This is a genomic window from Bradyrhizobium sp. USDA 241, assembly GCF_049739505.1.
Taxonomy (GTDB): domain Bacteria; phylum Pseudomonadota; class Alphaproteobacteria; order Rhizobiales; family Xanthobacteraceae; genus Bradyrhizobium; species Bradyrhizobium liaoningense.
In genome coordinates, this window is record NZ_JBMGPZ010000004.1 from 2,008,425 (window position 1) to 2,028,767 (window position 20,343).

Below are 20,343 nucleotides of genomic sequence, written 5' to 3' on the forward strand. Positions count from 1 at the left end.
AGCAAGCCTCTGAGCTATGACTGTCAGTTGATTTCGAGTCCAACCCATGGCGTTCGGTAGCCGCCCATCTCCGCGAAGCATCGCCCCGACGGAGCAAGCGGCTTCGTGGGAAGCGCCGCGGGCTGCGAAGCTGAAGCCTGACGGCACCGGGTCGGCCCTGATCAAGGGATCGCTGACCGTCTTCGGTACACTCTCCTTTCTGCGCGAGAACGGCCGGCGCATTCTGACGCTGGCCGCGGTGCTGTTCGCCCTCGGCGTCCTGGCTCTGGTCGTTCTTCCGGTCCGCTACGCCGCGACGGCCCTGGTCGTGCTCGATCCCCGCGAGCTGCGCGTGACCTCGGATCAGGAGGTGCTGCCGGGCATCGGCCAGGATGCCGCGGCGCTCCAGAGCCAGATCGAGATCGCAAAATCCGACGGCTTTCTCCGCCCCCTGATCGAGCAGCTCAAGATCGCGGACGACGAGGATGTCGCCGGCGGTTACACCGACATGACGCGCTTGCTCGAAAGATTCCGCAACCGCCTCGAGATCACCCGCCGCGGGCTCACTTACGTCATTGCGATTTCCTTCACCTCGAACCGCCCCGAGCGCGCCGCTTACTACGCCAATGCGATCGCCGAGGCATTCGTTGCCAGCCAGGGGCGCGTCCGCACCGAGGCAACCGACGAGGCCGCCGACTGGCTCAAGGACCGGTTGAAGGCGCTGAACGAGCGCCTGCGCGCGTCGGAAGATGCCGTTGCCGCCTTCCGGCTCGAGCACAACATCGTCAACGCCGGCAAGGAATCCACCACGCAGCAATTGCGGGTGACCGATCTGACCCAGCAGGTCTCAGCCGCCCGCGCGCGCACCGAGGAGGCCAAGGCGCGCTACGAGCAGGTGCAACGCGACCTCAAGGCCAATGTTGAAGGGCCGGTGAAGCAGGATCTGCTGAGCATGCTGCGCGCGCAGCGCTCGACCTTGAATGACCAGATCGCGCAGAAGAAGGCGGTGTATGGCGATCGCCATCCCGACCTTGCGATCTCCTACAGCCAGCTCGCCGACATCAACCGGCAGATCGAGATCGAGCGGAAGAAGAACATCGACACGGCCAAGTCCGAATATGAGGCCCAGCGCGAGCAGCAGAACGCGCTGGAGAAGCAGCTCAAGGCCGTCGAGACGAAGATGCTGGTCGACGGCCAGGCTCTCGTGAAGCTGCAGGAGCTGCAGCGCGACGCCGACGCCAACAGGAACATCTACGAGCAGTTCCTGTCGAGGTTCAAGACGACCAGCGAGCAGCGTCAGCTGCAGGCGTCCCAGACCAAGGTCGCCTCGATCGCCATTCCGCCGGTGCGCTCGACGCGTCCGCCGCTCGCCTTGCTGCTCGCGGCGCTGGCGATCGGCTCGCTGCTGACGTCAACCGGCGCCGTTGCGGTGATGACGAGCGTGTCCGCCGACGAGCCCGCGTCCGTTCAGGCGCCAGCATCTGTGGATGCGGTGGAGGCACCCAATCGGCAAGTCCAGCGCCCGCCCGCCGCCGTGCCCCGGCCCGAGCCGATGCCCAGCCTTCCTGTCTGGGTTCGTATCCCCGAGCTGGCATCCGGAGCCGGGATCAGCACCGTCTGGCAAAAACCGGTTGCCACCTCGGCCGAGCTCGATGTCGGCACCCATCTGCGGCCGCTGCTCGAACGCATCGACCGTGTGCCGGTGCGCGGCTGCAAGGTCGCGCTGGTGTTGTCGGTCGGCAAGAGCGCCGGCGGCAACACGGTTGCGCGCTCCCTCAATCGCGCCGCCGTGAATCGGGGCATGATGAGCGTGCTGATCCGGCTCCAGCCGGAATTCGCAAGTCACCAGCCGCCGGTGACCGAATGGCACGACGGTTCGACCACGGCGGGCCTTCAATCGATCGAGGAGCTGCTGAGCGCCGGCCGAAAGCCCGATGCGAGGCCTGAGGACGACATTCGTTCGGAGTTCGACCTGATCATCGTCCACGCCGGCAATCTCGCCCTGCAGCCCGACGCCATCGCCCTGGCCGCGCATGCGGACCTGATCGTCCTGGTGGCGCGCGCCGGCGAGCTCGGTTCGGCCGCGATGCGCAGGGTGACCGCGGCGCTGTCAAAACATGCGGCGGTGCCGACCGGCCTCGTCGTCAATCATGTGCCCGCCGGTTCAGTCGCGCCTCAGCCCGAGGGTGGCGCATTGGGCCTTGCGGTTTGACGATGACGACGCGGCGGCGGTGATGTTGCTGTCGCTCTGACGAGCAGGATCCGCTGCACGATATCCGCAACCTGCCTCATCCGATCAGGGCCGGTGATCCCGCCGATCGGTTTGGCGCCCGCCTGCGAGCGGCCCAGCGCGGAGCCGGCCGGCATTGGCTTGGCGATCATCGCATTGTCATGCTCCGGTCATCTCAGCTGCATCGTCCGTTGCTCTTTTCCCGGCGCTCCGGAGCCTCTTCCGTTCCGATGACATCGGAATGGAGTTCCGGATGATTGTCTGACGCGTTTTCCTGACGCGGAGCCGGACGTCACGTCGCTCGGGAACGCTCTGGGGAGAGCTGACATGCAACTGATCAAGACGATTTCGGCCGACCGCCGGCTGGTCCTCAAGGGCCTCGCGGCAGCAGCCGTGGTGCCGCTTGCGGCACCGGCGATGGCGGCTGAAGGCCTTCCGGCGCAGCCGACCGGCTCAGTGGCCGCCGTCGCCACCGACAAGGCCTATTGGGCGGCTGTGAAGGGGCTCTATGCCTTCACGCCTGATGTCGTCAATCTCGAGAACGGCTATTGGGGCATCATGGCCGAGCCTGTCAGGCGCGAGTTCATCCGCCAGTCCGACATGGTCAACTATCAGAACACCTATTACGCGCGGCTGCGTGCGGGGACGGATTTCGAGGCCGTACGCGCCAGGGTGGCGGAGGCGGTCGGCGCGCTGCCCGAGGAGATCGCGCTGACCCGCGGCGCGACCGAGGCGCTTCAGCTCCTCGTCGGCGGCTACAACAGGCTGAAGCCTGGCGATGCCGTGCTCTATGCCGATCTCGACTATGATTCGATGCAGTATGCGATGAACGCGCTGAAGGCGCGCCGCGGCGTCGACGTGGTCAAGTTCGATGTGCCGGAGCCTGCCACCCGCCAGGCGGTGCTCGACGCCTACGCCCGCGCCATCGAGGCGAACCCGAAGACGAGGCTTCTCCTCCTGACCCATGTCGGCCACCGCACCGGCTTCGTCATGCCGGTCGCCGAGATCGCCCGCATGGCGAAGGCCAAGGGCATCGACGTCATCGTCGACGCCGCCCATTCCTGGGGACAGATCGACTTCCGGGTGGGCGAGCTCGACGCCGATTTCGTCGGGTTCAATCTGCACAAATGGATCGGCGCCCCGCTCGGCGTCGGCTTCCTCTACATCAGGAAGGACCGCCTCGCGGCCATCGACCGCAACATGTGCGACGAGGATTTTCCGCAAGAGAACATCCGCTCGCGGGTGCATACCGGCACGGTCAATTTCGCCACGGTGCTGACGGTGCCGACGGCCGTGGCGCTGCATCAGCAGATCGGCGCGGCGGCGAAGCAAGCCCGCCTGCGTTATTTGCGCGACTACTGGGTGAGCCGCGTCCGCGGATTCAAGGACATCGAGATTCTGACGCCGGATGAAGCCGGCTCATATGGCGCGATCACGTCCTTCCGCCTCGCCGGCAAGACCAGCAAGGTCGACAACGAAGCCATCGTGGCGAAGCTTCGGGACAGCTACAAGATCATGACGGTGCGCCGGGCCGGCGTCGCCAAAGGCCAGTGCATCCGCGTGACGCCCGCCCTCTACACTGACGAGGCCGATCTCGACCGCCTCGTCGAGGCGCTGGCCGTCATCACCGGCACGAAGACGGGGTGAGACTGGCGGATAGCAAACCAAACTTGAGAGCAGTCGCGTGCGGCCATTCGAGACGCCCGCTTAGGCGGGCTCCTCGGGAAACCGCAAAGCGCCTCAGATCAAGCCTTGCCACATGCCCCGTGGGTCGGTCAAAATCCCCCGGGTATGGTCACTTGAAACTCCCCCACCTGATGATCGCCGTCAGCGCCGCTGAACAGCAGTAGCCGGTCAGGCAGGACGTTTATGTTCGACCCCTTTAGCCAGCAAGGGGCCGGGGAGTTGAACGTCTTGAAGCGACATCTGCAAAGCACCGTACTTACATTACTTGATCGCAACACCAGCCAGCGCGAGATTCACCGGCTGACGGGTGTCGATCGCAAGACGATCCGGCGTTATCAGGCGCTGCGGGCCGGTGCGGAGGCAAATTCCCCCGGGGAAGTGACCACCGGCTCGGTGAGCGCGGACGGCCAAATTCCTCCACCCCGACCACCGGCTTTTGGGACATCGGAAGCGACGGTCACCAGCAGCCTGGCCCGTTCGGCTTGCGAAGCGCATCGGACGTGGATCGAAGAACAGGTCCGGCTGAAGCGGAACGCGCAGGCGATTTACCAGGACCTGGTTGATCAATTTGGCTTTCCGTCCAGCTACCAGAGTGTCAAGCGGTTTGTGCGCCGGTTGCGGCACGCTGATCCTGAGCAGTTTGATCGTCTTGAGTTCCTCCCCGGCGAGGAAGCTCAGGTCGACTATGGCGAGGGCGCGCCGACGGTTGATCCGAAGAGCGGGCGGTACCGTCGTCCCCGCCTGTTCGTGATGACGCTACGCTACTCGCGGCGCAGCTTCCGGCGGGTAGTCTGGAAGTCCAGCCAACAAGTCTGGGCGCAGCTCCACGAAGAGGCGTTCCGGTATTTTGGCGGGGTCCCCAGCTATGTCGTGCTCGACAACCTGAAGGAAGGCGTCCTCAAGCCGGATTTGTACGAGCCCCAGCTCAACCCGATTTACAGCGCGATGCTGGCTCATTACGCCGTGGTCGCCGATCCCGCGCGCGTGGCCGATCCAAATCGGAAAGGATGCGTCGAGAATGCGATTCAACATACCCAGGGCACTGCGCTGGCCGGACGGCGCTTCGAGACGCTGGAGGCGCAAAACGAGTTCTTGAGGCACTGGGAGGAGAACTGGGCTTCCAAACGCATCCACGGCAGCACGCGCCGTCAGGTCGAGGCGATGTTCCAGGAAGAGAAGCCGCACCTGCGGCCGCTGCCTGTCGCTCCCTTCCGCATCTTCACCGAAGTCGTCCGGACTGTCTGCGACGACACCACCGTACGCGTCGACAACAGCTATTACGCCGCGCGGCCCGCGCCGATCGGCAGCCAGGTCGTCGTGCGCATCTACACCACCACGATCGAGATCCGTGATCGCCACACCCGTGCGCTGCTGCGTGTTCATTCCCGGATGGCGCACCCCGGTTCTGTCGTCCTGCCGACCAGCGAACGGCCGTTCAACCCGTCGCGGCAAACCGCCGTGCTGCTGGCGAGCGCCGAGCGCATCGGACCGCAGACCAGGGCCTTGTGCCAGCAGGTGTTCGACACCGAAGGGCGCCCCGGACAGCGCGCGATGTGGGGCATTGTCGGGCTGGGCCGGAAGTATCCGGCGCGGCTGGTCGAGCAGGCCTGCGCGCACGCCATCGACAACCGCATCTACCGCTACAAGCACGTGCGTGCGACCGTCGAGCGGTTGTTCGAACAGGCGATCGAGCAGGTTGGAGTGACGCCACAGCCGGCATCGCCGCTCACCCAGGATCATCCGCTGATCCGTACCCCCGCGGAATACGGCGACCTCTTCAGCCGCGCTGTGCGGCGCGACGCCGACGACAATGGTCGGCAGGCCGAGGCTCACGACGATCACGCCACGGCAATCCGCGCTCGTGTCGCCTGCGCAACCCCGGCCAACTCCGGCGCCACGAGCGCTCCCGCTGCACCTTCTCACCTTAAACTGGAGACCTAGCCACATGATGACCATGCCGGAAATTGAGCGTTGCCTACGACAGCTGCGCCTGTCGGGTGTCCGCGACACGCTGCAGACGCGCGTGCTCCAGGCGCAGGGCGCCAACCAGCCCTTCCTCGAGACCTTCTCCCTTATCCTGCAGGATGAACTGGACCGTCGTCAGTCCCGTCTTATCGAGCGGCGATACCAGCAATCCGGGCTCGACGAAAAGCTGACGCTCGCCGAGTTCGACTGGTCCTTCAATCCCAAACTGCCACGTCAGACCTGCTTCCAGCTCCACACCCTGGCGTTCATTGCCGCTGGCGAGAACGCTCTGCTTGTTGGCAAACCTGGCACCGGGAAGTCGCACATCGCCAAGGCGATTGCCTATCAGGCGATCCTGCAAAGCCACAAGGTCCAGTATCTTGAGACCGACGACTTCTTCCACCGCTACGCCCTGAACTCTCCGGCACAACGCGAGGTCCGGCTGCGAACCATCATCGACTGCGATCTCCTCGTGCTGGACGATCTATTCCTCGCACGCGCCATCCCCGACGACGCCGGCACTTTGCTGCAGACCCTGATCCATCAGCGTTACAAACTGCGCCGCAGCGTCATCGTCACCTCCAATCGCGTCGTGCAGGATTGGGGGGCATACCTTGGGGACAACACTATGAGCACGACGATCCTCGATCGCCTTATGCATCATTGCCATCTGCTTGAGTTCGACGGACGCAGCTATCGGCTCAAAGAAGCCGCTGAAGCTCTTGCCCGGGAAACAAACTCAAACTAACAGTCCCTTGTCCTGCCTCGCGGGTGGAGGAATTTGACTGACCACACCCGGAGGAATTTGAAGTGACCCGCGGGGCCACATGAGCTGTTGCTCTGATGCAGGCTGGCCACGTCGGCACGGCCCTGGCTTTCCGTGACCTGGATCAACGTGATTGCGCCGGGCGTGACGATTCCCATCTGCGGTTGGGCGGAGAGGTAGGTGGTGCTGCCGGCACGCAGATCGAGGCTCACCTTCTCACTTCCTTGCCCGAACAGGTTGCTGCTCAGCGGAAGATTGTTGACTGCAACCTCGTGGCGGCCCGGAGGCAGCTCGCAGGCGACGAACCCCGCAGCCTGGCTGCCGCCAATGACGCGTCCATCGACTGCGTAGCTTGGCTGGACTGCAAAACCCAGGGCGGATGAGCGATAGACCACCAGCCGTGCGGTTTTTGCATTGACGTTATCTGTCAGAGCCGCGCTGCCCATCGGCCCTGACGCACACCCCGCCAGCAAGAAAGCCGCAACGAAGATCCCCGGACGCAAGCCCATCCCAACCCCCTGATTCAGTCCAACAGTCCCCAAGGGATCATTGGCGGGGGTGGTGCACGAAGTCAATCGCGACGTCTGGTCGTGCCGCGCCGGTCCATGTCACCGCCACCCCAACGCCGGCGCCACGTGCGTCAGGATCGCCTCGATCGCATGCGCGCAATAGGCGACGCCAAGCTGGTTCGGGATCGTCAGCAGCAAGGTATCGGCCTCGGCGATGGCCTCGTCCTGGCGGAGTTGCTCGATCAGCACATCCGGCTCGGCGGCATAGGAGCGGCCGAAGATGGCCCGGGTCTGCGGGTCGATGAAGCCGATCTGGTCTTCGCCGCCGCGCTCTCCGCCGAAATAGGCGCGGTCGCGATCGTTCATCAGTGCGAAGATACTGCGGCTGACGGACACGCGCGGCTCTCGGGTGTGGCCGGCCTCTTTCCATGCCGCGCGATAGCTTCGGATCTGAGCGGCTTGCTGCACATGGAAAGCTTCGCCGGTCTCGTCGTTCTTCAGCGTCGAGCTCTGCAGGTTCATGCCGAGCTTCGCCGCCCACACCGCGGTCGCGTTCGAGCCGGCGCCCCACCAGATGCGTTCGCGCAGGCCCTGCGCATGCGGCTCCAGGCGCAACAGGCCCGGCGGGTTCGGAAACATCGGCTGCGGATTGGGCTGGGCAAAACCTTCGCCGCGGAGCAGATCGAGAAAGACCTCCGCATGGCGCCGGCCCATGTCGGCATCGCTCTGGCCTTCGGCCGGCTGATAGCCGAAATAGCGCCAGCCGTCGATCACCTGCTCCGGCGAGCCGCGGCTGATGCCGAGCTGCAGCCGGCCGCCGGCGATGAGGTCGGCGCTGCCTGCGTCCTCCACCATGTAGAGCGGATTCTCATAGCGCATGTCGATCACGGCCGTGCCGATCTCGATCCTGCTGGTCCTGGCGCCGACGGCCGCAAGCAGCGGGAAGGGCGAGGCGAGCTGCCGCGCGAAGTGGTGGACGCGGAAATAGGCGCCGTCTGCGCCGAGCTGTTCCGCCGCAACGGCAAGCTCGATCGATTGCAGCAGCGTGTCGCCGGCGGAGCGGGTCTGCGATTGCGGCGAGGGCGTCCAGTGCCCGAAGGAGAGGAATCCGATCTTTTTCATGGGCGTCATTTAATGACGCACGGGACGGCGTCAACCATCTGCACGGATGCCGGTGCTCTGCGGCCAGGACATTGCGAAATGTTCGGCGCGCTCCACGAGGAGATCCAGGAAGGTTCGCGCGCGTGGCGACATCCACTGCGTCTCCGGATAGACCGCGTGCAGCGGCAGCGCGGCGATCGTGTAGTCGGGCAGCACATGCTCGAGCTCGCCGCTGCGAAGGCCGTCCGCGGCATTCCAGTCGGGCAGGACGGCGATGCCGAGATGATGCATCGTCGCCTCCTGCATCGCGTCGGCATCGTCGACATGGATGGGTCCGTTGATGGACGCGACGTGACGGCCATGCTCGGATTCGAAGGCCCATTGCTGCGCCGGCGACATCCTGGAATAGACGATGCACTGGTGCGAGCCGAGATCGTCGGGCGTCCGCGGCATCGGGCGGCCGTGTAGATAGGTGGGCGTCGCAACCAGGTAGCGCTGCACGGTGCCGAGCCGGCGGGCGACCAGCGTGCTCGCCTCCAGGTTACCGATCCTCAGGGCAATTTCGATGCCTTCCTCCACCAGATTGACGAACCGCTCGCTGAAGCGGATGTCGACCCGAACCTCCGGATAGTGACGCACATATTCGGCGATGACGGGCATCATGTAGCGCCGCCCGAACGATGACGGCACGCCGATCCGCAGCGTGCCGGTCGGGCGAGGCGCCGCCTGTTCGACGCTCGACCGCGCCATGTCGAAACTGTCGAGGATCTGCCGCGCGAGATCGTAGATCCGGTGCGCCTCAGCCGTCGGCTTGAGCGTGCGCGTCGTGCGCGAGAACAGCTGCGTGCCGAACTCGCTCTCCAGCAGCGCGATGCGCTTGCTGATCGCGGGCTGGCCAATGCCGAGCTCCTTGGCCGCCGCCGAGAAGCTGCCGCCTTCGAGGGTGCGAACGAAAGCGCGCAGGCAATCGATCCGGTCCATAATTCATTCCGATCCGGAATAAATGATATCCCATATATTCCGTAGTGCGCAACATGTCGGGCCGCTAGGCTCCCTCAAAGCAAGCAATCGGGAGGGAGTCACGTGGCACGCCATATCGGAATTGTCGGCGCCGGCATCGCCGGCCTGCATCTCGCGCTCTACCTGCAAAAGCACGGCGTGGATGCCACGGTCATCACCGACCGGCCGCCCGAGGACTACCGCAACATCCGGCTGCTCAACACCGTCGCGCATCACCACGTCACGATCGCCCGCGAGGACTATCTCGGTGTCGATCACTTGACCGATCCCAAGGATCACTATTATTACCACGACCACGTCTTCAATTTCCCGCAGCCGCTGCGCTTTCGCGGCGATTTCTCCAAGCCAAGCCGCGCCGTCGATTACCGGATCTATCTTCCCGCCCTGATGCAGGACTTCACGACGCGCGGCGGGAGGATCGAGTATCGCCGCATCGAGGAGCGCGACATCCGTCCGCTGGTCGCGCGCTTCGATCTCTTGGTCGTCTCCACCGGCAAGGGGCCGCTCGGCCAGCTGTTCACCTACCGGCCGGAGCACACGCCCTATTCGCAGCCGCAGCGGCGGCTATGCGTCGGGCTCTACACCGGCGTGCGGCAGCCCGCCCCCATGAACGTCACGCTTTCGGTCTCTCCCGGGCATGGCGAGATGATCGTGATCCCGACCATTACGTTCGGCGGGATTGCCAACGCGCTGCTGATGGAGAACGTCCCGGGTGGCGACATGGAGGAGCTGGCGACGCTCAGCTACGACGACAACCCGAAGCACTTCCTGAAGGTATTGCTGGGCAAGCTGGAGAAGCATCACCCGACCACTTACGACCGCATCGATACCGTCCGCTTCGATCTCGCGCAGCCGCAGGATCTGCTGCAAGGCGGCGTGGTCCCGACCGTCCGCAATACGGTGGTCGAATTCGACGACGGCAAATGCGCGATCGCGCTCGGCGACGTCCATGCGATCGTCGATCCCATGATGGGCCAGGGCGCCAATGTCGCCTCCTATGCGGCCTTCGTGCTCGGCGAGGAGATCGTCAACGCCGATGCGCTCGACGCGCGCCTCTGCGAGAAGATCGACCTGAAGCGGCAGGACCGCGTGCTGGCGGCCTCGCGCTGGACCAATGTGATGCTGCAGCCGCCGACGGAAGCGCTGGGCATGCTGATCGGCGCGATGAGCCAGAATCCGGCACTGGCGAACGAGTTCACGGAGAATTTCAACTATCCGGACCGGCAGTGGGACCGCATCTCCACGCCGCAGCGCATCCAGGCCTGGATCGAACGCATGTCGGCGCCGCCTGAGCTCGTCAGGGCGATTGCGTGAAGTTCGATGCGGTCAAGAAGCGACATGCCCCGCGTCAATCCCGCCTCGTTCCGCGAGGCCGCGTCGCGCTTTGCGACCGGCGTCGCCGTGCTGACCGCGTTGGATGAGCACGGTTCTGTCTGTGGCATGACCGCGAACAGTTTCGTCACCGTCAGCCTTTCTCCACCAACCGTGCTGGTCTCCGTCATGCCCGGCCGCATGCTTCGGGCGATCTCGGCGACGGGACGCTACTGCGTCAACGTCCTGCCGGATCACGGCCGGGATCTGTCGCGGCATTTTGCGAGCCAGCCGAACACCGGCGCGGCGCCGCATTACGAGATCGTTGACGGCCTGCCGCGCCTGTCCGGCTGCATGGCCTGGTTCGCCTGCGAGGTCACACGGCACGTCGAGGTCAGCGACCACACGCTCATCATCGCTGAAGTCTCGGGCTGCGATCACCGTGACTCCACGCCGTTGGTGTTCTTCTCGAGTCGGTATCATCTCGGCCCCGGCGTGCCGGTGGATCGGTGACCGAGCCGTGGCGCCTCAGGCGTAGGCCACCCAGCCGCGGAAGGCGAAGCCGGCGTAGAACAGGGTGGGGTCGGAGAAGCCGGCCTCGCGCAGAATAGCCTCATCCTGCGCGGGCGCGAGAATCTGCAGATGGTTGGTGACGGCATCGCGCGCAGCCGCCGCCCGGTCCGGCTCGACGCCGGATGCGGCCAGGAACGCGGAATAGCGCGACAGCCACAGCGGGCGTTCCGCCTCGCCATGGGGCGCGCTCAGATGCACGACCACGAAAGGTGCGCGCGGCTTGAGCCGGCGGCGCACCTCCGTGGCGATGCGGCGCCGCTCTTCGACGTCGACGAAGTGCAGGGTCAACAGGCAGGTGGCGCCGTCGAACGGCCCCTCCGGGGCATCGTCGATATAGCCCTGATGAAAGCGTGCGCGTGGTGCGAGTTCGGCCAGGGTCTGGCCGGCGGCCGCCAGCATCGCCGCGGACGGGTCGACGCCGTCGAAGCTCCAGGCGGGGTGCGCTTGCGCAAAGGCCTTGAGCTCGAGGCCGCCGCCGGCGCCGAGGACGAGCACCCGCGCATCGCCGGGGACGCGTTCGGCCAGGAGAATCGCCGCCATCGACTGCATGGCGTCGTAGCCCGGTACGAAGTGCCGCGGCCCCTCGGTGTATCTCGCCACGAACTGCGGATCGGAGAATGCGGCTTGAATGTCGGTCATGATGTCGTCCCCGCGAATGGAGTCATTCACGCGCGATGCGCGCTGATATCGTGGATCTTTCGAGACCCGAGCCGCTTGCGCAGGTCCTCGCCCAGCATCGCCAGCGTCACCTCGCCGAGCCGCGACAGCAGCAGCGCCTCGGCATCGCGAAAGGCCTGATCGAGCGCGGCATTGACCGCCTGCTCGACCAGGCAGCCCGGCGCCTCGGTCCGGTTGCCCATGGCCAGCAGCGAGGGACTGCCGAGCGCTGCGTAGACGTCGCGCAGCGTCACCTTCGAGAGGTCGCACGCAAGCCGCCAGCCGCCGCCATGCCCCTTCTCGGAGCGGACGTAACCGAGATCGCGCAGGCCCGCCATGATGCGCCGGATGACCACCGGGTTGGTGTCCATGGCCTTCGCCAGGGTCTCGGACGTGAACGGCCCAGGCTGCTGCGCCATGTGCAGTAGGACGTGGAGCACGCCGGATAGTCGGGAATCCCGTTTCATGTAACTTTATAAGTTACATAATCGGCAAAGGTCAAGCCGCCCGCGACGCATGGCGGGGCCACGCCGGCGATAGCCGTACTTGGGATCGATTTTCGGTGCCTGGGCGGGCCGCTATAGCAGCGCCTTCGGCAACAGCATATGGATGCCCTTGTTGCCGTCGACGAGTTGCGTGACGCGCAGATTGCCGGCCAGCGAACACAACATGTAGGCCTCGTTGCGCGTTCGGTTCGTCCGTGCGCAGACATGCTTGACCATTTCCCGGACCGCCTGCTTGGCGGCATCATCGAGATCCTCGTCGAGGCCGATCGACATGAGATGTGTCGCGCTCTCGGCAAAGGGCCATTTGATATCCATGTCCTTGCGCACGGTCAGGCGGAATGTCCCGGTCACGCCGGTCTCGAGCGCGGTGATGCAGACTTCGCCGTCGCCCTGCACGCCGTGGCCGTCGCCGGCGAAGAACAATGCGCCCTCATTGAACACCGGCAGATACAGCGTCGTGCCGGCCCGCAGCTCCTTGTTGTCCATGTTGCCGCCGAACGCGCGCGGAACGGGGGAGCCGCAGCGGCCCCAACTCGGTGGCGGGGCAGTGGCGATGATGCCGAAAAAGGGAGCGAGTGGGATCTCGGTGCCCCACGGCATGATGCAGACCCCGCGCTTGCGGTCGATCCTGGGATGGATCGTTTCATAATCCGTGAACTCGTCCGGCAGCGTTCCGAGCAGAGGAAGGACTGACACGAAGCCCCAGTCCTGGCGCACCTTCACGTCGAGGATGTCGACCTGGAGCGCATCGCCGACATTGGCCCCGCGCACATAGATAGGCCCGGTGATGAAGTGAGGCCCCGGCCCGGGCGGCATGGTATCCAGGGCGAGCAGATAGTCTTCGCCGACCAAAGACCGATCATCCGGCAGCGTCTCCTTTCCTCCGGCCGGGAAGCTGTGCAGTGTCACGCTGTCGCCGGAACTGACCTCGAGGACAGGCGGCGTGTTGCAGTCCAAATAGCCCCACACCATGTTTTCGGGCGTGGCGGGTATCTCGTGGCGGCGCTGCATTGGACAACTCCAGGCGTAGCGGTTCGGGCATTTTTGGGCTCCAAGAGCAATCCGCCCCGGATCGCCACGGCTGCGACCGGCAAAATCGTCCTCGGATATTCTAGGCGCCGGCGATCCTTCGGCTATACTGGCCTCGGGCCCAGCGCGGGGCCGGCGTTCGAGCCTCTGCAAATGACGGGCCGATGGAGAGAGCGATGAGGCGATCCCGATTCACCGAGAATGAGATCATTCATCTCCTCGCCGAGGCGAGTTCCGGGGTGTCCGTTGCAGAAATCTGCAAGGCCGCCGGCATCACAGAACGTACCTTCTACCGGTGGCGTCGCAACTTCGGCACGCTCGATGTTCCCGCCGTCCAGCGGATGAACGATCTGAAATCGGAGAATCTGCGTTTGCGCGGGCTGGTCAATAATCTCTTCGAACTTCTGCGCAAGGCGGATGGCGGCGTCAGGAAGGACGAGGTTTCATTGCAGTCCCCGGCGATGCCGCGCGAGCCGACCCGGGCGAGCCGCATCGCGGCCGAAAAATGCGGAGGGGCTTTGACTGGCCGCTTCTCGTCGGTGCGCGTCAACCCGTAGTCGCGTGCAGCCGTCGCGGACGGGCGTGGCTATACGCTAAGCGGCCTGCAAATCTTTTATGCAGTCAAAATGTCAGAAATGACGAAAACCGTTCGCACGCGGTGCCGAATTCGGCAGCGCGATGATGCGGCGGGCAGCAAAGCCGCGTCTTCAGGCCATGCACCGGCACTCTGCGTCAATGGCGTGACATATTGAGGGGCCGCGCCAAATCGCAAGCAAATCGCGTCGCTTATTTCGGCTTGATGCGGAGCAGTCGGCGCCAAGTCTTTGGGCTGCCCCGTCAGCATTTCCCTGGAGTAGTCAGCGCCATGACCGACCGTGTTCGTCCCGCGCCGCCGAGCAGCCGTGCGCTCAGCCGCCGCACCTTCCTTGCCGCCTCGTCCGTTGTCGCCGCCGGAATCGGCGCCGCGCCGTTGCTCGGATCCCGCATTGCCTCCGCCGCCGAGCTCAAGACCGTTCGCTTCAGCGAAGCCGTGCACAATCTGGGCTACATCAACCTCTACGTCGGCATACATGCCGGCATCTTCAAGAAGAACGGTCTCGACATGAAGGTGACCGCCGCCGGCGGCGACACCCAGACCTTTGCGGCCGTGCTCGGCGGCTCCGCGGATTTCGCGATTGGCGATGCGACCATGGCGCAGATCTCCCGCGAGAACGGCGGCCCCGGCGTCGTGGTCGGTACGGTCGTGCAGCGCGCGCACTATTTTGGGGTGTCCAAGACGCTCAAGCCGATCACCGATCCGAAGGAGTTCAAGGGTCTCAAGATCGTCACTTCGCCCGAGCCCAACACCAATTTCAGCGTCACCAAGCGGATGCTGGAGAAGGCCGGCCTGAAGCTGGGCACCGACGCTACGATCGTTCCGGTCAATCCCGGCACCGAGATCGCGGCGATGCTGGCCGGGCAGGCCGACATGGCGGTCGCCTATCAGCCGAGCGTCGCCGCCGCGGAGGCTCAAGGCGCCAAGGTCGTGTTCGACTTCTCGAACTATGTCGGGCCGTTCTGCAACACCGGAATCATGGTGCTGCCCTCGACGCTCCAGAAGGACCCTGCAATGGTGCAGGCGCTGGTCACCTCCTTCGAGGAGGCCTCGCGCAAGACCTACGCCGATCCCGCCTTCGCCAAGGAGGTCGCGCGCAAGGAATTCCCCGATCTACCCGGTGAGGTCGTCGACAAGGCGATCGACGCCGAGCTCAAATACCTCATTCCGGCGCAGTCGGTCATCACCAAGCAGGATCAGTGGAAGAACCTGATGGACATGCAGATCTACCTCGGCAACGCCAAGGGATCAGTCCCGTTCGATCAGATCATCGACAACTCGTTTGCCGAAAAGGCGATTGCCAGCCTGAAATGAGCGTTGAGGCTGCCACACACGCAAGGCCTGGTGAGGGCGAGGCCGTGAACGGCACTGCTCTCCCGCTCGTCGTCGAGCACGTCGCAAAAGGCTACGATCTCAACGGGCAGGTCGTGCCGGTGATTGCCGATCTCAGCCTCACGCTGCGCAAGGGTGAGATCGTCAGCATTGTCGGTCCCTCCGGTTGCGGCAAGACCACATTGCTCAACACGCTCTGTGGTCTGCTGGCGCCCGATGCCGGCCGCATCCGCTGGCACGGCCGGCAGGTCGTTGGTCAGCCTCAGAACGTCGGCTACATGCTTCAGAAGGACCTCCTGTTCCCGTGGCGCACGGCGCTCGCCAACACCATGCTCGGCCTGGAGATCCGGGGTGTTCCAACTGTCGAGGCCGAAGACCGCAGCCGGGCCATGCTCGACCAGCTTGGACTGCATGGGTTCGCAGACCACTATCCCGCGACGTTGTCGGGCGGTATGCGGCAGCGGGTCGCGTTGGCGCGCACGCTGGTGAATGACCCGGACGTGCTGCTCCTGGACGAGCCGTTCGCCGCACTCGATTTTCAGACCAAGCTGCTCATCGAGAGTGACATGGTCAGTCTGGTCCGCAAAGGCGGGCGCTCGATGTTGCTCATCACCCATGACATTGAGGAGGCGGTTTCGATTGCGGATCGCGTCATCGTGCTGACGCGGCGGCCGACTGCGGTGAAGGCGGCTTACGAGATCGAACTCGGCTCCGATCGCGCCGACGTCATCTCGCTGCGCGAAAACCCGGATTTTAGCCGCTACGTCCGGCGCATCTGGGCCGATCTCGACGTTGCGATCCAATGACGACGGATATCGAGACCAGCATGGTTGACGCGTCGAAGCCTGCCGGAAGCGTTCCGTCGCCGGTGGCACGTGCAAAGTGGAAGCGCTTGCGCTTCGGCGTCGCCGTGCTGGCGACTCAAGTTCTCGTTCTGGCCGCTCTTCTTGTCGTCTGGGAACGCGCCACGCCGAAGGGCAGCCCGGCCGCCTTCATGTTCGGATCGCCGTCGGCAATCGCGGGATTCCTGATGCAGATGGCACAGGACGGCAGCCTGTGGCGTGATGCGGCGGTCACCGGCATGGAGACGCTGCTCGGCTTCTTCATGGGCAACCTGGTCGGCACTCTCCTCGGCCTGTCGCTCTGGTATTCGCGTTTCGTGTCCCGGGTCGTCGAACCGTTCGTCATCGCACTCGGCTCGATCCCCATCATCGCGCTCGCGCCCATCGTGATCATCTGGTTCGGCACCGGACTGGTCTCGAAGGTTGCAATGTCGACCCTGTCGGTGGTGATCGTCGCGCTGGTAACGTCCTACAAGGGAGCAGTCGGCGTCGATGGAGACCAGATCAATCTCATGACGACCCTGGGTGCCTCGAAATTCCAGATCTTCCGGAAGCTCGTGATCCCGGCGTCGCTCACCGATATCTTCGCAGGGCTGAAGCTGACGGTCGGCTTCGCGTTGATCGGCGCCATCGTCGGTGAGTTTATGTCGTCGTCAGAGGGGCTGGGACACGCCATCTTCAAAGCCGGATCGCTCTACATCATTCCCAAGGTCTTTGCCGCGCTGGTCGTGACGATCGTGCTCGCGCTGGTTCTCACCTGGCTGGTCGGCAAGATCGAACGGCTGCTGATGCCCTGGCGCCGACAGGCCTAGGGAAGATCGTCTGCGCCTCTCATCCGCTTCGCGCGTCAACCTCATCACATCCGCAAATGTCCACGGAGAGACCATGTCCAAGCGCATCAGCAAGGCCGGTAACATCAAATACGCGCTGTCCGGCGACGACAAGTTCATCGCTAGCGTCGAGCCCGGCGAAACCTTCGTGGTGGAATGCGCCATCAATGCCAATGACGGCACCATCCGTCATCTCGGGCAGCAATTGACCGAGGCGGACGTGACGATGCCGTTCGTCAACGGCGCCACCGGACCGATCGAGGTGCGCGGCGCAAAGCCCGGCGACATGCTGCGTCTCGATGTGGTGAACATGGAGCTCGACAAACTCGGCTTCACGGCGCTCTGGTCGGGCATTGGCATGTTTCCCGATTGGGTCAGGCGCAAGGAGTTCGGCATCCAGACACGCGTCGTCGAAGTCAAGGACGGCCACGTGCATTGGAACGAGCATCTCCGCCTGCCGGTCAAGCCGATGATCGGCGTGGCCGGTGTCGCCCCGGTGCACGGAGCGGTCCTCACCGTCGACAACGGGACGCATGGCGGCAACATGGACGTCCAGGAAATCACCACGGGCAACAGCATCTTCTTCCGCGTCAACAAGGACGGCGCCCATCTCTTCCTGGGCGACTGTCACGCCATCCAGGGCGACGGCGAATGCAACGGCATGGGCGCGATCGAGATCGCTGCCAATCTTACCGTCAAGGTCTCGCTGGCCAAGGCCCCCGCGAGGCTGAATCATCCGCGCATCGAGACCGCGACCCACATCTGCACGCTGGGATGCGCCCGCCCGCTCGAAGACGCGATGCGCATCGCGTTCGAGGAAATGGTCTACTGGATGGAGGACGACTGGAAGATTCCGGCTGCGGAGGGATACATGCTGCTCGGCCAGATTGCGGAAGCCCGCTGCACGCAGGTGGTCAATCCGAAGTACACCTACATCTGCAAGGTCGAACGAAGCCTGCTCGAGCGGTACCACGGCTGAGCGGTTGTCAGCCGGTGTGCGCACCAGCTGCCGGCGCATCGTGTTCAGGGCGGCGGGAGTGCTGCCGCCTTCGCAAGCTCGTCAGCGGGCACGGCTCTGTTGGACCGTACGAATACAATGCGGGAGATCGCTGCTATTTCTGCGTCAGGTCGGCCATCTTGACCAATGAGGATAAGCCCGGCCCCGCCATTTGCCACATTTAGAATGACTGGCTCGCCGCTCCACGTCTTGATTGGCTCCATTCCGATGATGAGAAATTCGCCCATGGGTTGGTCCAGATACTGAAGCCTCAGTTGTGGGCCGACCTCCGCAGCCGCAAGTTCAAAACCGAATCGCTGAGCACGCGCATAGATTGAAGCCAGAGTTACGACATCGGTTATGAAGCCGAGTTCGACCGCCGATACCGCGACGAGCTCCACGTCTGTTCTCGTAGAACCAACGACGAAGGCCGGTCGAGCGAGAATTTCCGCAGCCAGCCCTCCGACGCTGCAGCCTTTCTTGTCCAGCGCGCTACGGAGAGCGAACGAGTCTGCAAAAGTCCCCAGCGCAATCGTTTTCCATGTTGGGACATCGGTGGCGGATCTGACCGGCACCTGCGGCACGGCAGCCGAAGGGGCTTTCTTGAGCGTCAAATGGTTCTGCAAGACATCTCGTGCGGTGCATTGCGCCCGAGCTTCACTCGCGAGTTGGAATATGCACACCGCGCAGAGCATCGCGCAAACAAGACGGCGGCTGTGATGCCCCCTTGTCCAACGATCATGTCGTACGCGGCAATCAACTTCCTGATGAAGAACTAGGGTCTGTACCTAAATAGCGCCACGTGATTCTCTTGCCTACGTGTTGATTCGGGGGCGAGAGAATGCGCGCTGGTTTGTTTTGGCTGAACGACAGGCAATGGGCGCGTATCGAACCGCATCTGCCGAGGGGACTGACGGGGCCGGATCGGGACGACGACCGACGCATCGTCAGCGGCATCATTCACATGCTGCAATCGGGTGCACGATGGCGTGATTGTCCACGTGAATACGGCCCTTACACGACGATCTACAATCGCTTCAATCGCTGGGCCAAGCGAGGACGATGGTGCGCAATCTTCGAAGCGCTGGCCAAGCCTGGCGAAGACGGCGTCGTACTGTCGCTCGACTCGACCTCGATTAAAGCTCACCGGTGTGCCTCCGGCGGAAAAGGGGGGAGCACAATCAAGCAATCGGCCGCTCGCGCGGAGGCCGCACGACAAAAATCCATGCGCTGAGCGATCCGCTCTGCCGGCCGGTCGTCCTGCATCTGACTCCAGGCCAGGATGCCGATATCGCTGCGGCTCCCGATGTCCTGGCGCTCGCGCCACCCATGAGCGTGCTCCTCGCCGACAAAGGGTATGATGGCGACAAGCTTCGCGGCGAAATCATTCGTCGTGGCGCCAAGCCCGTAATCCCCAATAAATCTAACCGTGTCGTCATCCATCGCTTCAACAAACGCGCCTACAAAGGACGAAATGTCATCGAACGCTGCTTTTGCAGGCTCAAGGACTTCCGGCGCATCGCCACGCGATATGACAAGCTCGCCCGTAATTTTTTGGCCGCTGTTCATCTCGCCGCTCTCGTCGCATATTGGCTCAATTGAGTCTGGACCCTAAGCCCATGGCAGCCTCTCTTGTGCAAGGCGCGCGCTTATCGACGATCAGAAAACTGCTTCAGTATCGCTCCGCCAGAACAGCTTCGGCCCACAACGACCACCAGGCGTAGGACAGGCTGCGTTTGAAAACGCTATGTCGGTCACATCATGGCCCCGGGGGATGAAACAACGGATCTCGATCCGCGGCGCCTCGCCGAGCGTCCAATCGTACAAGCTGCCGCTTTCTGGGCTCTCGCCATCGAGCTCGGGGCGGTTCTGATCATGCGCGTGCGCCGCGAAGGACCATGCCAGCAGCACGATTACCGCCCTGATGGCGGCCATCAGAATGATCTTCGTCACTGCAATCTCCTCAAGCAGCAAAGAGATTTGCGCCGCGACTTCCGCAATCAGAGTAATCGAACCACCGGGGGCCCTGATATGAACCACTTCACATGAAGCGCCAACTCCAGACCCAGCTGGGTGGCTCCTAAAGTCTCCGGCTGCTGCTATGTCTGCGATGCGGAAACCAAGGTTCAAATCATCAGCGACATTGTATCGCTGTCGTGATTCCCCGCCGCGAACGCATTCAAGGTACGTCGGGCATTGTTACTTTTAAACCCGCCTCTCTGCCACCGGCGCCCGGTGCAACTGTCGGTGATCTGCAACAACAGGCGAGGCCTTGCATTCGTTGCCTTGCATTCGTTCCTAGGTCGGCGATCTCAAGCCGGGAGATGTCAGCCACTCTGTCATGTGAGCACCGATTTCGTCCTGCTGGGCCTTCCGTAACAAGGCGTCTCGTTTTGGTCCCGGCGGCAATGTCTC

Annotated in this window: 20 protein-coding genes; 12 read left to right on the plus strand and 8 right to left on the minus strand. The window is 63.8% G+C overall.

What is annotated here, in order from left to right; translation table 11 throughout:
* Positions 1-46: 46 nt before the first annotated feature.
* The 4 genes from ABIF91_RS19255 (at position 47) to istB (ending at position 6,608) form a co-directional block, all read left to right on the plus strand.
* Positions 47-2,191, plus strand: coding sequence for a GumC family protein (locus ABIF91_RS19255; RefSeq protein WP_028176333.1), 2,145 nt, complete (start codon positions 47-49; stop codon positions 2,189-2,191).
* Positions 2,192-2,536: 345 nt separating this feature from the next.
* Positions 2,537-3,856: an aminotransferase class V-fold PLP-dependent enzyme gene (locus ABIF91_RS19260; protein WP_028176332.1), complete on the plus strand. Its 1,320-nt coding sequence runs from the start codon at positions 2,537-2,539 to the stop codon at positions 3,854-3,856.
* A gap of 222 nt (positions 3,857-4,078) precedes the next feature.
* The gene (istA, locus tag ABIF91_RS19265; RefSeq protein ID WP_100214066.1) at positions 4,079-5,836 is read left to right on the plus strand and encodes an IS21-like element IS1631 family transposase; all 1,758 of its coding nucleotides are present in this window, start codon (positions 4,079-4,081) and stop codon (positions 5,834-5,836) included.
* A gap of 4 nt (positions 5,837-5,840) precedes the next feature.
* On the plus strand, positions 5,841-6,608 hold the full coding sequence (istB, locus tag ABIF91_RS19270) for an IS21-like element IS1631 family helper ATPase IstB (RefSeq protein WP_038952109.1): 768 nt from the start codon (positions 5,841-5,843) through the stop codon (positions 6,606-6,608).
* Here istB and ABIF91_RS19275 read toward each other — a convergent pair.
* The 3 genes from ABIF91_RS19275 to ABIF91_RS19285 all read right to left on the minus strand — a co-directional run bounded on the left by ABIF91_RS19275 (position 6,605) and on the right by ABIF91_RS19285 (position 9,217).
* Positions 6,605-7,135 (minus strand): DUF2846 domain-containing protein, encoded by a 531-nt coding sequence (locus ABIF91_RS19275; RefSeq protein WP_424579310.1) that lies wholly within the window; start codon positions 7,133-7,135, stop codon positions 6,605-6,607. The two genes, istB and ABIF91_RS19275, sit on opposite strands and share 4 nt — an antisense overlap.
* Before the next feature lie 99 nt (positions 7,136-7,234).
* A complete protein-coding gene (locus ABIF91_RS19280; RefSeq protein ID WP_028176330.1) occupies positions 7,235-8,257 on the minus strand; it encodes an LLM class flavin-dependent oxidoreductase in 1,023 nt (340 codons plus the stop codon).
* Between the two features lie 30 nt (positions 8,258-8,287).
* A complete protein-coding gene (locus ABIF91_RS19285; RefSeq protein ID WP_028176329.1) occupies positions 8,288-9,217 on the minus strand; it encodes a LysR family transcriptional regulator in 930 nt (309 codons plus the stop codon).
* A gap of 102 nt (positions 9,218-9,319) precedes the next feature.
* Here ABIF91_RS19285 and styA point away from each other — a divergent pair, with 102 nt between their 5' ends.
* Together styA and styB are read left to right on the plus strand one after the other, a co-directional pair.
* Complete coding sequence (styA, locus tag ABIF91_RS19290; protein ID WP_028176328.1) at positions 9,320-10,570, plus strand: styrene monooxygenase subunit StyA; 1,251 nt, start codon at positions 9,320-9,322, stop codon at positions 10,568-10,570.
* A gap of 24 nt (positions 10,571-10,594) precedes the next feature.
* Positions 10,595-11,080: a styrene monooxygenase NADH-dependent flavin reductase subunit StyB gene (gene styB / locus ABIF91_RS19295; protein WP_035678322.1), complete on the plus strand. Its 486-nt coding sequence runs from the start codon at positions 10,595-10,597 to the stop codon at positions 11,078-11,080.
* A 15-nt stretch (positions 11,081-11,095) separates the two neighbouring features.
* Here styB and ABIF91_RS19300 read toward each other — a convergent pair whose 3' ends face one another.
* The 3 genes from ABIF91_RS19300 to ABIF91_RS19310 all read right to left on the minus strand — a co-directional run bounded on the left by ABIF91_RS19300 (position 11,096) and on the right by ABIF91_RS19310 (position 13,314).
* Positions 11,096-11,779: a class I SAM-dependent methyltransferase gene (locus ABIF91_RS19300; protein ID WP_424579311.1), complete on the minus strand. Its 684-nt coding sequence runs from the start codon at positions 11,777-11,779 to the stop codon at positions 11,096-11,098.
* Positions 11,780-11,805: 26 nt separating this feature from the next.
* A complete protein-coding gene (locus tag ABIF91_RS19305) occupies positions 11,806-12,264 on the minus strand; it encodes an Rrf2 family transcriptional regulator (RefSeq protein ID WP_028176325.1) in 459 nt (152 codons plus the stop codon).
* A gap of 111 nt (positions 12,265-12,375) precedes the next feature.
* The gene (locus ABIF91_RS19310) at positions 12,376-13,314 is read right to left on the minus strand and encodes an acetamidase/formamidase family protein (RefSeq protein ID WP_028176324.1); all 939 of its coding nucleotides are present in this window, start codon (positions 13,312-13,314) and stop codon (positions 12,376-12,378) included.
* Between the two features lie 194 nt (positions 13,315-13,508).
* Here ABIF91_RS19310 and ABIF91_RS19315 point away from each other — a divergent pair, with 194 nt between their 5' ends.
* The 5 genes from ABIF91_RS19315 to ABIF91_RS19335 all read left to right on the plus strand — a co-directional run bounded on the left by ABIF91_RS19315 (position 13,509) and on the right by ABIF91_RS19335 (position 17,910).
* The gene (locus tag ABIF91_RS19315; protein ID WP_028176323.1) at positions 13,509-13,889 is read left to right on the plus strand and encodes a transposase; all 381 of its coding nucleotides are present in this window, start codon (positions 13,509-13,511) and stop codon (positions 13,887-13,889) included.
* A 308-nt stretch (positions 13,890-14,197) separates the two neighbouring features.
* On the plus strand, positions 14,198-15,241 hold the full coding sequence (locus ABIF91_RS19320; protein ID WP_028176322.1) for an ABC transporter substrate-binding protein: 1,044 nt from the start codon (positions 14,198-14,200) through the stop codon (positions 15,239-15,241).
* A complete protein-coding gene (locus ABIF91_RS19325; protein ID WP_050995113.1) occupies positions 15,238-16,065 on the plus strand; it encodes an ABC transporter ATP-binding protein in 828 nt (275 codons plus the stop codon). The genes ABIF91_RS19320 and ABIF91_RS19325 overlap by 4 nt, the downstream gene beginning before the upstream one ends.
* Positions 16,062-16,913 carry an ABC transporter permease gene (locus ABIF91_RS19330; RefSeq protein ID WP_028176320.1) on the plus strand — a complete coding sequence of 284 codons (852 nt, stop codon included), beginning with the start codon at positions 16,062-16,064 and terminating at the stop codon, positions 16,911-16,913. The genes ABIF91_RS19325 and ABIF91_RS19330 overlap by 4 nt, the downstream gene beginning before the upstream one ends.
* Before the next feature lie 73 nt (positions 16,914-16,986).
* Positions 16,987-17,910: an acetamidase/formamidase family protein gene (locus ABIF91_RS19335; protein WP_028176319.1), complete on the plus strand. Its 924-nt coding sequence runs from the start codon at positions 16,987-16,989 to the stop codon at positions 17,908-17,910.
* Between the two features lie 44 nt (positions 17,911-17,954).
* On the opposite strand, the gene ABIF91_RS19340 is transcribed toward ABIF91_RS19335, so the two are convergent.
* Complete coding sequence (locus tag ABIF91_RS19340; RefSeq protein ID WP_407059938.1) at positions 17,955-18,554, minus strand: hypothetical protein; 600 nt, start codon at positions 18,552-18,554, stop codon at positions 17,955-17,957.
* A 215-nt stretch (positions 18,555-18,769) separates the two neighbouring features.
* Between ABIF91_RS19340 and ABIF91_RS19345 the strand changes: the two genes are divergently transcribed.
* Positions 18,770-19,530, plus strand: a protein-coding gene (locus ABIF91_RS19345; RefSeq protein WP_110115998.1) for an IS5 family transposase whose coding sequence is annotated in 2 segments (ribosomal slippage) — positions 18,770-19,109 and positions 19,109-19,530 — 762 coding nt in all. Because the reading frame shifts where the segments join, the coding sequence is not laid out codon by codon here.
* A gap of 57 nt (positions 19,531-19,587) precedes the next feature.
* Here the strand turns inward: ABIF91_RS19345 and ABIF91_RS19350 are convergent.
* Positions 19,588-19,881, minus strand: a complete 294-nt coding sequence (locus ABIF91_RS19350) for a hypothetical protein (RefSeq protein ID WP_157783719.1) — start codon at positions 19,879-19,881, stop codon at positions 19,588-19,590.
* Positions 19,882-20,343 lie beyond the last annotated feature (462 nt).

Excerpts from the sequence above, each read along its gene's own strand:
- ABIF91_RS19255 (WP_028176333.1), top strand. The coding sequence starts at position 47 with ATGGCGTTCGGTAGCCGCCCATCTCCGCGAAGCATCGCCCCGACGGAG.
- ABIF91_RS19260 (WP_028176332.1), top strand. The coding sequence starts at position 2,537 with ATGCAACTGATCAAGACGATTTCGGCCGACCGCCGGCTGGTCCTCAAG.
- istA (WP_100214066.1), top strand. The coding sequence starts at position 4,079 with ATGTTCGACCCCTTTAGCCAGCAAGGGGCCGGGGAGTTGAACGTCTTG.
- istB (WP_038952109.1), top strand. The coding sequence starts at position 5,841 with ATGATGACCATGCCGGAAATTGAGCGTTGCCTACGACAGCTGCGCCTG.
- ABIF91_RS19275 (WP_424579310.1), bottom strand. The coding sequence starts at position 7,135 with ATGGGCTTGCGTCCGGGGATCTTCGTTGCGGCTTTCTTGCTGGCGGGG.
- ABIF91_RS19280 (WP_028176330.1), bottom strand. The coding sequence starts at position 8,257 with ATGAAAAAGATCGGATTCCTCTCCTTCGGGCACTGGACGCCCTCGCCG.
- ABIF91_RS19285 (WP_028176329.1), bottom strand. The coding sequence starts at position 9,217 with ATGGACCGGATCGATTGCCTGCGCGCTTTCGTTCGCACCCTCGAAGGC.
- styB (WP_035678322.1), top strand. The coding sequence starts at position 10,595 with ATGCCCCGCGTCAATCCCGCCTCGTTCCGCGAGGCCGCGTCGCGCTTT.
- ABIF91_RS19300 (WP_424579311.1), bottom strand. The coding sequence starts at position 11,779 with ATGACCGACATTCAAGCCGCATTCTCCGATCCGCAGTTCGTGGCGAGA.
- ABIF91_RS19305 (WP_028176325.1), bottom strand. The coding sequence starts at position 12,264 with ATGAAACGGGATTCCCGACTATCCGGCGTGCTCCACGTCCTACTGCAC.
- ABIF91_RS19310 (WP_028176324.1), bottom strand. The coding sequence starts at position 13,314 with ATGCAGCGCCGCCACGAGATACCCGCCACGCCCGAAAACATGGTGTGG.
- ABIF91_RS19315 (WP_028176323.1), top strand. The coding sequence starts at position 13,509 with ATGAGGCGATCCCGATTCACCGAGAATGAGATCATTCATCTCCTCGCC.
- ABIF91_RS19320 (WP_028176322.1), top strand. The coding sequence starts at position 14,198 with ATGACCGACCGTGTTCGTCCCGCGCCGCCGAGCAGCCGTGCGCTCAGC.
- ABIF91_RS19325 (WP_050995113.1), top strand. The coding sequence starts at position 15,238 with ATGAGCGTTGAGGCTGCCACACACGCAAGGCCTGGTGAGGGCGAGGCC.
- ABIF91_RS19330 (WP_028176320.1), top strand. The coding sequence starts at position 16,062 with ATGACGACGGATATCGAGACCAGCATGGTTGACGCGTCGAAGCCTGCC.
- ABIF91_RS19335 (WP_028176319.1), top strand. The coding sequence starts at position 16,987 with ATGTCCAAGCGCATCAGCAAGGCCGGTAACATCAAATACGCGCTGTCC.